At 37.4% G+C, this 12,541-nt stretch carries 17 protein-coding genes; 11 read left to right on the top strand and 6 right to left on the bottom strand.

Annotated features, from left to right (window positions below; genetic code table 11):
• Positions 1-207: 207 nt before the first annotated feature.
• Positions 208-1,581 (bottom strand): ABC1 kinase family protein, encoded by a 1,374-nt coding sequence (locus AS4_RS11180; RefSeq protein WP_004720267.1) that lies wholly within the window; start codon positions 1,579-1,581, stop codon positions 208-210.
• Between the two features lie 151 nt (positions 1,582-1,732).
• Positions 1,733-2,038 carry a hypothetical protein gene (locus AS4_RS11175; RefSeq protein WP_004821703.1) on the bottom strand — a complete coding sequence of 102 codons (306 nt, stop codon included), beginning with the start codon at positions 2,036-2,038 and terminating at the stop codon, positions 1,733-1,735.
• Between the two features lie 369 nt (positions 2,039-2,407).
• Between AS4_RS11175 and AS4_RS11170 the strand changes: the two genes are divergently transcribed.
• The 3 genes from AS4_RS11170 to aroC all read left to right on the top strand — a co-directional run bounded on the left by AS4_RS11170 (position 2,408) and on the right by aroC (position 5,023).
• Positions 2,408-2,791, top strand: a complete 384-nt coding sequence (locus AS4_RS11170; protein ID WP_096734188.1) for a lysozyme inhibitor LprI family protein — start codon at positions 2,408-2,410, stop codon at positions 2,789-2,791.
• Between the two features lie 114 nt (positions 2,792-2,905).
• Positions 2,906-3,916 (top strand): 50S ribosomal protein L3 N(5)-glutamine methyltransferase, encoded by a 1,011-nt coding sequence (gene prmB, locus AS4_RS11165; RefSeq protein WP_096734187.1) that lies wholly within the window; start codon positions 2,906-2,908, stop codon positions 3,914-3,916.
• 12 nt (positions 3,917-3,928) lie between these two features.
• Positions 3,929-5,023: a chorismate synthase gene (aroC, locus tag AS4_RS11160; protein WP_004720277.1), complete on the top strand. Its 1,095-nt coding sequence runs from the start codon at positions 3,929-3,931 to the stop codon at positions 5,021-5,023.
• A 174-nt stretch (positions 5,024-5,197) separates the two neighbouring features.
• Here aroC and AS4_RS11155 read toward each other — a convergent pair whose 3' ends face one another.
• Both AS4_RS11155 and AS4_RS11150 read right to left on the bottom strand, forming a co-directional pair.
• On the bottom strand, positions 5,198-5,671 hold the full coding sequence (locus AS4_RS11155) for a hypothetical protein (RefSeq protein ID WP_096734186.1): 474 nt from the start codon (positions 5,669-5,671) through the stop codon (positions 5,198-5,200).
• A gap of 129 nt (positions 5,672-5,800) precedes the next feature.
• Positions 5,801-6,280, bottom strand: a complete 480-nt coding sequence (locus AS4_RS11150) for a CinA family protein (protein ID WP_096734185.1) — start codon at positions 6,278-6,280, stop codon at positions 5,801-5,803.
• Positions 6,281-6,743: 463 nt separating this feature from the next.
• On the opposite strand from AS4_RS11150, the gene AS4_RS11145 reads away from it, so the two are divergent.
• Positions 6,744-6,974 (top strand): hypothetical protein, encoded by a 231-nt coding sequence (locus tag AS4_RS11145; protein WP_035372252.1) that lies wholly within the window; start codon positions 6,744-6,746, stop codon positions 6,972-6,974.
• A gap of 144 nt (positions 6,975-7,118) precedes the next feature.
• Here the strand turns inward: AS4_RS11145 and AS4_RS11140 are convergent, their stop codons facing one another.
• Together AS4_RS11140 and AS4_RS11135 are read right to left on the bottom strand one after the other, a co-directional pair.
• Positions 7,119-7,562, bottom strand: a complete 444-nt coding sequence (locus tag AS4_RS11140; RefSeq protein WP_096734184.1) for a universal stress protein — start codon at positions 7,560-7,562, stop codon at positions 7,119-7,121.
• Between the two features lie 35 nt (positions 7,563-7,597).
• Positions 7,598-8,059 (bottom strand): universal stress protein, encoded by a 462-nt coding sequence (locus AS4_RS11135; protein ID WP_004720286.1) that lies wholly within the window; start codon positions 8,057-8,059, stop codon positions 7,598-7,600.
• A gap of 371 nt (positions 8,060-8,430) precedes the next feature.
• Here AS4_RS11135 and ureE point away from each other — a divergent pair, with 371 nt between their 5' ends.
• The 7 genes from ureE (at position 8,431) to AS4_RS11100 (ending at position 12,537) form a co-directional block, all read left to right on the top strand.
• Positions 8,431-8,913 carry an urease accessory protein UreE gene (ureE, locus tag AS4_RS11130; protein ID WP_096735516.1) on the top strand — a complete coding sequence of 161 codons (483 nt, stop codon included), beginning with the start codon at positions 8,431-8,433 and terminating at the stop codon, positions 8,911-8,913.
• Positions 8,900-9,565 carry an urease accessory protein UreF gene (locus AS4_RS11125; RefSeq protein ID WP_096734183.1) on the top strand — a complete coding sequence of 222 codons (666 nt, stop codon included), beginning with the start codon at positions 8,900-8,902 and terminating at the stop codon, positions 9,563-9,565. The genes ureE and AS4_RS11125 overlap by 14 nt, the downstream gene beginning before the upstream one ends.
• Positions 9,566-9,623: 58 nt before the next feature.
• Positions 9,624-10,238, top strand: a complete 615-nt coding sequence (gene ureG, locus AS4_RS11120) for an urease accessory protein UreG (protein WP_004720292.1) — start codon at positions 9,624-9,626, stop codon at positions 10,236-10,238.
• Between the two features lie 79 nt (positions 10,239-10,317).
• On the top strand, positions 10,318-10,884 hold the full coding sequence (locus AS4_RS11115; protein WP_096734182.1) for a HupE/UreJ family protein: 567 nt from the start codon (positions 10,318-10,320) through the stop codon (positions 10,882-10,884).
• A gap of 43 nt (positions 10,885-10,927) precedes the next feature.
• Complete coding sequence (locus AS4_RS11110; RefSeq protein ID WP_096734181.1) at positions 10,928-11,797, top strand: urease accessory protein UreD; 870 nt, start codon at positions 10,928-10,930, stop codon at positions 11,795-11,797.
• A 100-nt stretch (positions 11,798-11,897) separates the two neighbouring features.
• Positions 11,898-12,200 carry an urease subunit gamma gene (gene ureA, locus AS4_RS11105; protein WP_004720298.1) on the top strand — a complete coding sequence of 101 codons (303 nt, stop codon included), beginning with the start codon at positions 11,898-11,900 and terminating at the stop codon, positions 12,198-12,200.
• Positions 12,201-12,228: 28 nt separating this feature from the next.
• Positions 12,229-12,537: an urease subunit beta gene (locus tag AS4_RS11100; RefSeq protein WP_004720299.1), complete on the top strand. Its 309-nt coding sequence runs from the start codon at positions 12,229-12,231 to the stop codon at positions 12,535-12,537.
• Positions 12,538-12,541: the final 4 nt, after the last annotated feature.

Below are 12,541 nucleotides of genomic sequence, written 5' to 3'. Positions count from 1 at the left end.
ACATGCATAAAAATAAAAAACTATGTCAAAGCTGACAAAGTGATTGACCTTAGATGAATGGTAGAGTAGATGATATATTTGTTATTAATATTCTGATTTTTATTGTTTATTTTTAAATAAAAAAACCCAACATTTGTTGGGTATTGGTAAAAGTGACATTTTTAAAACGTTTACAATCTCGTTTAACCTGTATGAAAACTAAAAAGATTAAACAAAAGGTACAATCATTTTACGAACATTGGTCTTTGCTTCAATTACCGTCATAAATGTATAAGCACCAATAAATTTACGACTGATAAACATAAATTCTTTTGGTGGAATACTGAAGTAACGTGAAGCCATTGATTTTGAAGCACGTTGCATCACACGGCTATGTAGCTGGCTTTTTTTCCAGTCATAACGGTTATGTTGATCCATCACACCAGCAGGTAAATCTGGGTTATTTAAAGGTGTACTAAATGCTTCTGTTGCCAATAAAAATACTTTTGCCATATCGGGTTTAATGCTTAAAGGCATTGCATCAAAGAACTCATAGCCCGACATCGCATTGACCATTGCTTCTGCATCGTGGTTATAACCCGCTTTGATTAAATTACAAGCCACACGAAGTAATTGGTCATCGAATTGACGTATAGCGCCAAAATCTAACAAAATAATTTTATCTTTTATCTCTTCACCATTGCCCAAACGAACAAGGTAATTACCAAAGTTAGGGTCGGTTTGCATTTCGCCCCACTCAAACAATTCACGAACCGCAATTTCAAGTGATGCTTCACCTAAAAGATTACGTCGTTCTTGCGGTAAAGACAGCATGACAGGGCTGTTGATGGGTACACCACGTTCAAAGGTCATGCACAGGACTTGATTAGTACAATAGTCATCAATAATTTGTGGCACGCCATAACGTGGATCTTCTTTAAGTCGCTGGCCAAAACGACGGGTTGTTGCCGCTTCAACTTTATAATCAACTTCACGATGCATCATTTCACGCACTTCATCAAACCACTGATCAAACTCACGGGTTTGTGGCACCATACGTGTCAATTTAAGCATATTTCGAAATAGGCTCATATCTGAGTCTATGGCATCGGCTACACCTGGATATTGGATTTTAAGAACCAGCTCTAATCCATCTGACTTACGTGTTGCGCGGTGAACCTGAGCCAGCGAAGCCGTACCAATCGGCTCATGATCAATGGTAAGATCGTTAAGTTTAGAACCCAATTGACTGACCAGTTGCTCTTTAATTGCAGGCCATGCAAGGGCAACTGTTTGATTATTGAGGGTGTTTAATGCTTGAGTAATTTCTTCAGGTAAAAAATGCTCGCCATAAAGCGCCATCATTTGACCGATTTTAACAATTGAGCCTTTTAGCTTACCAATTTCTTGAACAAGGTAATTGGCTTGTTCTTTCATCGCTTGTTTACGTTTTTTTTCTTTTTCTTCTTCACTTGAAAAGATTGAACTCGCACTTGAAGCTGCCCAGCGTGTACCTGCCAATAATGATGCTTTTGCAATTGATAAGCGACGATCCATTGATGAGGTTTTTAACTGTTTGAGCTTTTCGTTCTGATCTGACATGAAGATAAAATCCTTTATAAGAGATTCGAAAAGATAAAAAGATGACTAATTGTAAGGAATATTACATGGAATGACTGTATTTAAACAGTTCAATTCGCTGAATGGGGGAATTAAATTAATTCCATCAAAATAGCCTAAGCAATATTAAAATTTACATTCTAAATTGGATTTTAAGCGCTTTGCGAAGTATTAAACCTTGCTTATTTGAAGCAATGTAATGAATGATCAAATCTTTAACACTTTGATTGGTAAAGCCAAGCGCATAGCCCTTAACAATGATAATGCTGGGCAAGCTAAAGAAAAAATATTTTACATCGTCTAGAGAAGGCGCTTCGTAAACACCTTGTTCAGTGAGTGTTTGTTGAAAAAATTGCTTTTCAATTTTAACATTTGGAGTGGATTCATCATCCCACCATGACTGACGCATTGCCATGAGGTTATTATGTTTGTAGCTCATAAATTGACTAAATTCATAAATATTTAAAAACTTGTTGTATATATAAAGGTGAAATGAGCCAATTTCAAGTTAAGCGCTCAATCTCAGCAATTTTGCCACAAATAAGTTTCTATTTTATAACCAAGCAGATTGATTTGTTTTAAAAACATACAACAATAGGCTTAAAAATAAATCTAAAAAACGAGTGATATGGCGAAACAAAGCTGATTGTTTTAAATCAAGTTTTAACAATAATTTATCTGCAATGATTGTATTTAGTTTCAAATCTTTTACACTCTTTTGCAGAGGGGATTGTTGCTAATCAGTGCCTGAGTTCTTTGGATTAAAAGTTTTTGAATTAAAATAATGATTTTGGGATAGGGGAATTGGATGTATTTAAAGTATTGGGGTATCAGTTTAGTTGTATTATTGCCGATGCACACGCAGGCGATCGGTTATAGCTCAGACTATTTAAGCTGTATGAATTCGGCAGGTTCAAGCTCGGCAACACTTGCCAGCTGTATGAAAGCTGAGTTGAGTAAGCAAGATGATCGTTTGAAATCATTATTTAAACAGACGCTGGATCTGTATACAGACAAGCAACAGAAATCTCAAAAGAAATATCAGAAACAATGGTTTAAACTTCGAGATCAGCAGTGTGATGAGTCGAATAAATCAGTTTCTGATGATTATAAAATGAAGTATTACAATTGTGCCCTCAAACAAACAGTCAATAGAGCCAATATGTTAGAGAAACAAAGCTATCGTTTATAGTGCTTTATTGCGCTATAAAATAATTGCTAAGTAAATTGTCGTAAAGCATTATAAATGTCATGCAAAACAAGGTATCATAAGGCGTTTAAAAATATGACCTTGGAGAAACCTTAAGTGGATCGACCGACTATTAGCCCTGAACATTTACAGGAAGCTGCTGAAAACCTATCAACAATTCGTGATTTTATTCGTTTTGGGGTTACAGCTTTACGTCAATACGATGCACATTTGGGTCAAGGTACAGAAGATTATTTCGCAGAAAGTTCTGCCTTGGTTTTACAAACGCTTTCTTTGGAATGGAAGGCGGATGCTGAAATTTTAGATTCAAAATTATTGCCAAGTGAAAAAGCTGAGTTTTTAAATCTACTCGAACGTCGTGTAAATGAAAGAATTCCAACCTCTTATTTACTTAACCTCTCTTATTTCTTTGGTAAGCCATTCTATGTTGATGAGCGTGTGTTAATTCCTCGTTCACCAATTGCTGAATTGATCGAAAACCGTTTTGCACCTTATTGTTTAGATGAAAATGGACAAACGCGTGCAGGCGTGAATAATTTACCTGAAAACCCAAATCCAAAAACACCGCAACGTATCTTAGATATGTGTACGGGTTCAGGTTGTATTGCGATCGCGCTGGCATATGCATTCCCTGATTCAGAAGTAGATGCAACTGATATTTCTAAAGAAGCATTAGAAGTGGCTTCTATTAATGCGGAGCACCACAATAAGCAATATCAGGTGGCTTTGCTTGAGTCAGATTTGTTTGCCAAAATTCCAGCTGAAAATCAATATGATTTGATCGTTTCAAATCCACCGTATGTGGATGCCGAAGATATGGCTGATCTTCCAGATGAATTCCATCATGAACCTGAACTTGCGTTAGCTGCGGGTCAAGATGGTTTGGATTTAGTTCGAAAAATGTTGGCTCAAGCTGCTGATTATTTAACTGAAGACGGTTTAATCGTGATTGAAGTAGGTAACTCAGAATGGGCAATGAAACAGAATTTTAATACGATTGATTTTTACTGGTTACAGTTCCAAAAAGGCGGTACAGGTATTTTTGCTTTGACTGCTAAACAATGTCGTACATTCCGTGATTTATTTATTCAATCTATTCAAGCTTAAGGAGTCGTAAGCATGGCAGGTAACAGTATTGGACAACTCTTCCGTGTAACGACTTGTGGTGAATCTCACGGCGTAGGCTTGATGGCAATTGTTGATGGTGTGCCACCAGGTCTTGAATTATCTGCTGAAGATTTACAAATTGATTTAGATCGTCGTAAACCAGGAACGTCTAAGTTTGCCACTCAGCGTAAAGAGCCAGATGAGGTTGAGATCATTTCTGGAGTTTTTGAAGGTAAAACGACAGGAACTTCGATTGGTTTATTGATCCGTAATACAGATCAAAAATCTAAAGATTATGGCAATATTGCGCAAACTTTCCGTCCAGGCCATGCAGATTACACCTATACGCAAAAGTATGGTTTCCGTGATTATCGTGGTGGTGGTCGTTCAAGTGCACGTGAAACGGCGATGCGTGTGGCAGCGGGTGCGATTGCAAAGAAATTTCTTTTTGAGAAATTTGCGATCGTGATTCGTGGGCATGTGACGCAAATTGGTACTGAAAAAGCACAAGCTTTAGATTGGAATGAAGTTCCGAATAATCCGTTCTTCTGTGGTGATGTCAATGCTGTTCCTCGTTTTGAAGCGCTGGTGACATCATTACGTGAACAGGGGACTAGTTGTGGTGCAAAGCTTGAGATCCTTGCAGAAAAAGTACCTGTAGGTTGGGGTGAACCCGTATTTGATCGTTTAGATGCTGATATTGCCCATGCCATGATGTCAATCAATGCGGTGAAAGGTGTTGAAATTGGTGATGGTTTTGCAGTTGCAGAACAATTTGGTCATGAAACCCGTGATGAACTTAGCACAGATGGGTTTTTAGCCAATCATGCTGGTGGTATTCTCGGTGGTATTTCTTCAGGCCAAACCATCCGTGTAGCGATTGCGTTAAAACCAACCGCAAGTATTACTACACCAGGGAAAACCATTAATCTAGATCGTGAAGATACAGATGTACTCACCAAAGGTCGTCATGATCCTTGTGTGGGCGTGCGTGCGACACCTATTGCTGAAGCCATGCTTGCCATCGTATTGATGGATCATTTTATGCGTCACCGCGCACAAAATGCGGATGTGGTTGCGCCATTTGCCCCAATTGAGCCTAAATAGCAAATATGTTTGAGATAGAGAGGGTATTTTAGTTTTGAAATACCTTTAATTATTAGCGTAAATTTCAAATGATTTGTTTTGCTTGATAGTTTTTTCTTAACAATCTTGGATAAAAGATTTTGAGTTAAAAAACCAGACAAAATGTCTGGTTTTTTATATCTATGCTTCTTCGTCTTATTGAGTAATAACTTGACCTGTATAACCTTTTAAGAAAGTTAGATATGCAGAAGACTGTTGACCATCTGCCTTTAAGATTGAACGTTCAACATCACCCTGATTGGTTACCAATTTAAGTGAAATTTCTTTACCATTACGGAATGAGTTAAGAAAACTAACTGGAACATTAATCGAGTTCGATGAAACTGTACCCGCATATTGTGTCGTGTTAATGGTTGAATATGTATATGGCTGACCATCTACTAAGAAGACAAATTGGGTAATATCATATTTCGTTGGATTGTTAATTTCTGCTGTGATTTTAAAACCATCACGAACTTCATCTTTCCAACGCATAGAAAGTTCAGGGCAAACTTCATTTGCTTCACAGATTAAAGGGCCTTTTGTAACAACTCTTTCTGGATAAGAGCCAGCACAACCTGCCAAAGTTAAACATGCTAAAGAAGAAATTACCGCAAATTGAAGTTTCATACCGCTTCCTAATAAGTTCATTTGTGTTATTGATATGTTGATAATCTATGTAAAATTTACCGCTTTTTAGTTAAAAAGTGAATTAAATATTTCAGTAATTTGTATTTCAGTTAAGGTATAGCATAAATCTTAAACAAAATTTAAGATTTTTAAGATTTCCTTTGCAACATTTTCAGTTAATTGATTTAAACGGGTCAACGGCTCACCTTCAATAAAATATTTAAAATTCGACAATGTGTTTTGAAAATGGATTGAGATAAAGAAAGTACCTTCTGGTTTTTCAAGACTCGCACTGCCACCAGGTTTAAGTAAGCCTGTACAACTGACAATGATATCTGCAGTGGTAAAGAGTTTCTTCCCTTGAACAGCCATTGCTTTAGTGACTTCAGCAGATTCAGCACTATATTTTTCGATGAGGGATGGATCAACTTGTAAAATTGAAATTTTAATAGAGGGGTCGTAACTGACTAAACCGCCTAATAAAATATCTGCACCACTGTTTTTATAGATTGAAAATTGGCTGGATAAATAACCAGAACTTGCACTTTCAATAAATGCGACTGTTAAATTCTTTCTTTCAAGCAGATCACAGCATTGTTTTAAAAGCATTGGTATGGCTCTAAATTAATTATTTATATTCAATAATTTAACTATAAGTGAATTGAGGGAATTTGCAAGAAAACCAAATAAAAAAATAACCATATTGAGCCATGAATTTAATTTTTTTTGGATATTTATATATAAATCAGAATATTGGCTTATATATTTTATCAAAGACAAAATAAATCAAAAGAACGCTGAGTTGAAATAAGCTTGTCATATTTATTTGCCATAATGACGGCACAAAACAACAAAAGCGAAGAATAAGCATCAAATAACAATCACAGAAAGTTAAAAGAATAATCAGCGTGAAGTCTGTAAATATGCAGTCAACCCACTTCTCAACAGGTGGGTTTTCCTTTTTTGGGCCAATTGTAGAATTACTATGCAATATGATGAATTTTTATATTTCAAACGCGTCAAAAAGTGATATAAATAAAAATAAAGTGCATATGAAAATGGAGTGCGAATGATGAAAACGACTGTTAAGTATGTTGTCTTAAAAAGTAGAGAATATCAGCTTGGCACAGCCTTATTTGAAGAAAGTATTGAAGCCGAAGGAAATTATTTTGATCAAATACCTGAGATCATTCACTATCAAAATCATAATTTTAAAGTAAAGTCCAAAGAACTTAGCCGTAAGCAAATTTTTGATGATTTTGAAGAATCTCAAACCATTTTAGTCAAAGTTATCGCGGTTTAATAATTTTCCCAAGTTTTGTCTTTGATCTGGACATTGCATAAATAAAACCCAGCTAAACTGGGTTTTATTTATTTAGTTTTAGGGGCGTTTGACAATTCGTCTACAACGCAAATCATTTATGAACTGTCTATAGACCCTAATCAATCACTGTTTGACAATCAATACAGGAAGTTTGGTTTGACCCAGTACATCTTGCGCAAAGCTACCTAAGAAAAACTTTTGGAAGCCTTTGCGACCATGCGATCCCATGATAATTAAATCTGTATGTAATGATTCAGCAGTTTTAATGATGGTTTCAGCTGCAACCGAGTCTCTCACGACTTGTGTATCAATTTGAACACCTTGCTGTTCAGCCAATTGTTTGGCTTTGCCCAAACCTTCTTCCGCATTTTTAATTGCTTCTTGAATGTAATCTTTTAACATATCTGGCGAATAGTAAAAATCAGCAGCAGCAAAAGGGTCTTCAGCAACCACACTGATCGCAGTGACTTTGCTTCCAAAGGCTTTGGCAATCGCAGCAGCATGTTTTAATGCAGAAAAAGAAATGTCAGAACCGTCAACTGGGACAAGAATATTTTGATAACTCATAATCACACCTTTTTAATTAACATTTCAAATAAGAATTAAGCTTCTTCTTGGGTAGATTTAATAATCAACACAGGCAGTGGAGAAATCGACAACACTTCTTGTGCAACACTCCCTAAGAAGAATTTTTTCAGACCAGTACGTCCATGAGAACCCATTACAATAAGGTCCACATTCAGTTCATCTGCAACATCTAAAATTCCAGTAGCAGGAGGCACTTCACGTACCACTTTGGTATCTACTGTTGTTACACCATGATGAACTAAAGTTTCTTGAATATCTTTTAAACGTGCTAAAGCATTTTTTTCAGCTTCAAATAAATATTGAGTTACAGCAGGCGCTATTTTATAAAAATCGACGCCTTTAAAAGGATCAACTGCGATTACACTCATCACAGTAATTTTACAGTTAAACGCAAGTGCAAGTTTCTCTGCATGTTCAAGTGCAGCATAAGAAATAGGAGAGTCATCTACAGCAAGAAGGATGTGTTGATAAGCCATTATAAGTTTCTCCCTTTTTTGTCTGATTATTTATTCATTGATACCATATTGCGCTGTTAGTCGCAAATTGTCGATGAGAATTTTAGTTGACCAAAAGTGTGTTATTTCAAGCTTTTGTGAAATACACATAATTTTATTATGGTTTTATTTTGTAACCTTTAATTGTCCTGATTTTTTATTGAAATATCTCTCGTGTAAATCTGAACTCAGGTTTTAGGGAAGCGTTCTAAATAAGATGCATTTTGAATTCTTAGGATTCTAAAAACTGGCATGATAAATGCTTTAATTTAATGCAAACCGATATTTATGAATAAAATTTTGGCATCAATTTGGAACATTTTAAATAGCGTGCCATGAAAAAGTGGATCAATATGAAAATTTATACGCAACGTTTAGACCATATAGAGCCAAACATTGAGGCTGAAAGTATTGAATTGACTTTTGATACTCGGCAAAAGAGCCGTTTTCGTGCAACTTTAAATAATGGGCACGATATTGGTGCGGATTTACCGCGTACAGGCATTTTGCGTAGTGGTTCTTATATCGCAACTGAACAAGGTGAAGTGTTACGTGTAGATGCCAAAGCTGAAAAATTAATGCAAGTTTCGGCACTGCATAGTTTTGACTTACTTAAAGCTGCATATCATCTGGGAAATCGCCATGTTCCGTTAATGCTTACCCCAACTGCACTTTATTTTGAACCTGATCATGTCCTTGCAGAAATGATCCAAGGTTTAGGCCTAACTGTAGATGAAGTTGAACATCCATTTGAACCTGAAAGTGGTGCATATGCACAACATCAGCATGATCATCGTTTAAGCCCGATTAAGGCTTTACATCATGTCCATCACTAACGCATCGCAACTATTAAGTCTATTGACCCTGTCATCGACAGCCTTACCCATTGGTGCATATTGCTATTCGCAAGGGGTAGAAAGTGCGATTGATCAAGGCTTGATTCATGATGAAGCAAGCAGTATTGCTTATTTTGAAGAAGTACTGGAAATGTTGCTGGTTAGGTTTGAACTCCCTGTTTTAAAACGTCTAATACAACATTATTTAGATGAAGCAGAATTTTTAAATTGGGCTAACTTTTATAAAGCGAGCCGTGAGTCGAAAGAATTGAGGGCTGAATCTCAGCAGTTGGCATTTTCTTTGAATGCTTGGATTCGTGATGTTTTAAAACAGCCGCCTGAGATTAAAAAGCAGTTTGGTTTTGTACCAGTTTATGCACATTTATGCGGGACATTAAAACTTAATCTGGTGGATGTCCTGACAGCATATAGCTTTACTGTTTTAGAAAACCAAGTGCTAGGTGCGGTTAAAACTGTCCCTTTAGGGCAAATGAGTGGTCAAAGAATTTTGTGGCATTTACATGGCTTAATTCCTAAAGCGGTAGTGCGTGCCTTAGCCTTAGAAGATGATGAGTTAAGTAGTGCCTTGCCCAATTATGCGATGTTAAGTATGTCGCATGAAACTCTATATTCACGATTATTCAGATCATAAATGACACGCTTCATTCGCTATTTTTAATAGAGAATGAAGCATAGAAAAGGAAAAAAAGATGACAGAACGTAGCCCTTTACGTGTTGGAATAGGTGGTCCTGTTGGTTCAGGTAAAACAGCATTAACCCTGAATTTATGCCTTGCTTTACGCAACAAATATAATATGGCGGTTGTGACCAACGATATCTATACCAAAGAAGATTCTAATTTTTTAACTCGTCATGAAGCGATGTCACCAGAACGTATTGTTGGTGTTGAGACAGGGGGTTGTCCACATACTGCAATTCGTGAAGATGCTTCAATTAACTTGGCTGCAATTGATGATCTTTGTGAAAAATTTGATGGTTTAGAGCTGATTATTATCGAAAGTGGTGGAGATAATCTAGCGGCTACGTTTAGTCCTGAATTATCTGATTTAACTCTTTATGTGATTGATGTTGCAGGTGGTGAAAAGATCCCACGTAAAGGTGGTCCCGGCATTACCAAGTCGGATTTATTGATTATTAACAAAACAGATTTAGCCCCAATGGTCGGTGCAAATCTCGATGTGATGGATCAAGATGCAAAACGCATGCGTGGTGACAAACCTTTTCTATTTTCAAATATGAAAACTCAAGATGGTTTAAAGCAAATCATTGAATTTATTGAAAAACAAGGTTTATTTAAAGCTTAGCGTAGAGATTGAAGCTTAGTCGCGATATTAAAAATAGTGGTAACTATTTGAATTGAAAAATAATCAAAGGAGAATTCGAATGCGTTTTTTGAGACACAGTCTGATGGCATGTGCTGCATATCTACCTGTATTGGCTTTGGCTCATCCTGAACATGATCACCATACTGGTTTTTGGGCAGGTTTTATTCACCCATTTACAGGTTTAGATCATTTGATGATGGCAATCGCATTTGGTGTATTGATGTGGACGGCAAATCAACGCTGGAAGCTTTTCGGCTTGATTGGCTTAGCTGTAGCGATGGTGATTGGCTTTATGATCGGTAGCCAAGGATTTATTCCAGCAGCAGTTGCTGAGTACGGCATCATTGCGTCATTGATTTTATTGGCTGTTGCGCTTTGGACAAAAACAAATCAAGTTTTACCTATTGCAGCAGTTTTATTGGCAAGTTTTCACGGCGTTGCGCATGGTGCTGAATTAGGCCAATCAGGTCATGCCAGCTTACTGATTTTAGGCATGGTGACAGCAATGGCATTGATCTATGCGGGTGGATTGGGCATTGGTGCTTTTATCAAAAAGTACGTTCCATATGGCAAGAAAATTATTGGTACTTTGGCTGCAATCGTTGCGGTTATTGGTTTGGCTTAATGTGTAAGCGCTTAATTGCTGATATCAATTTATAAAGGCGGTCATGATAAGTTTAGTGGAACATCTTCCTGATCAGCGCCTGTGGTATGCCAAACTCGAATTGGGTTTTCAGGCTCAGACTGAGCGAACGGTATTGGCGCATCGTAGACATTTTGGACCTGTACGTGTGCAGAAGATGCTATGGCCAGAAAAAACTGGAATTTGTCATGCCATTATTGTCCATCCGCCTGCGGGTATTGCTGGTGGTGATCATTTAACATTTGAGATCAGTGTAGATACTGCTGCCCATGCCTTAGTTACAACCCCAGGTGCTGGTAAATGGTACCGAACCAATGGCAAACAAGCTTATCAACATATCCATATCTCAGTTAAACACAATGCTGTGTTTGAATGGCTTCCACAAGAAACCATGTTATTTGATGGTGCCAATGCTCACTCAGAAACCTTGATTCAGCTTGATCAGACAGCAAGCTTTATTGGGTGGGATATGTTGGTAATTGGTCGACAAGCTCGAGATGAAAAATTTCAATCTGGTGCTTATCACAGCCATTTTAAATTATGGCGAAATCAGCAATTACTGGTGGCAGACACACTGAGTTTTAAAGGCAATGATCGTTGGCTAAGCTCTTGTCTAGGAATGAATAATCATGCCGTTATGGGCAGTTTATGGGCAGTTCCTCCTGAAAAATTTCGAGCAAACATTTATTTAGAGGCACATATCGATTTAATTCGTGAGTTGATGATGCGAATGGATATGCCTGTAAGGTTAACCTTATTGGGTGATGTTATCAGTGCACGTTTTTTAGGCGATGATGTTCGACATTGTCATGACGCCTTTGCTGCAATTCGTGCCAGATTAAGGCGATATTGGTTTGATTTGGATGAAGCATTTCCACGCATTTGGCGAACTTGATTCATTTAAAGATCACCTTTTAGAAATAAAATCTGCGTGTTTAATTTAAAACTGAGCACATATTTTGCATAAAAAAATGTGAGAACTTTAGGAAATACATATGGAACTCAATCCCACTGAAAAAGACAAACTGCTGATTTTTACAGCGGGTTTGGTTGCAGAACGTCGTAAAGCACGTGGATTAAAACTCAATTATCCTGAATCTATTGCATTTATTTCCGCAGCACTGCTTGAAGGCGCGCGAGATGGAATGACTGTCAGTGAGTTGATGCATTTTGGCACCACCTTACTCAGTCGTGATGATGTGATGGAGGGTGTGCCTGAGATGATTGCCGAAGTGCAAGTAGAGGCCACTTTTCCAGATGGCTCGAAGCTCGTCACAGTCCATCAACCGATTGTATAGAAAACTTCTTCAAAATTAGGATAAGCATATGATCCCTGGTGAAATTATTACACCTGATTGTGATATTGAAATGAATGTCGGTCGTGACGTACTGAAAATTTCAGTGTCAAATATAGGTGATCGACCGATTCAGGTCGGTTCACATTTTCATTTTTATGAAGCCAACGATGCTTTGCAATTTGATCGTGAACGTGCCAAAGGTTTTCGTTTAAATATTGCGGCTGGTACAGCGGTTCGGTTTGAACCGGGGCAACGACGTGATGTAGAAATCGTTGCACTGGTCGGAAAACGTGAAGTCTATGGTTTCGCAGGGCGTGTGATGGGTAAGTTGGACTAAAAGG

The sequence above is a fragment of the Acinetobacter guillouiae genome (genome assembly GCF_002370525.2).
In the GTDB taxonomy this organism is placed as follows: Bacteria; Pseudomonadota; Gammaproteobacteria; order Pseudomonadales; family Moraxellaceae; genus Acinetobacter; species Acinetobacter guillouiae.
The sequence above is the reverse complement of the archived record's forward strand: the minus strand, read 5'-3'. Positions and strand labels throughout refer to the sequence as shown.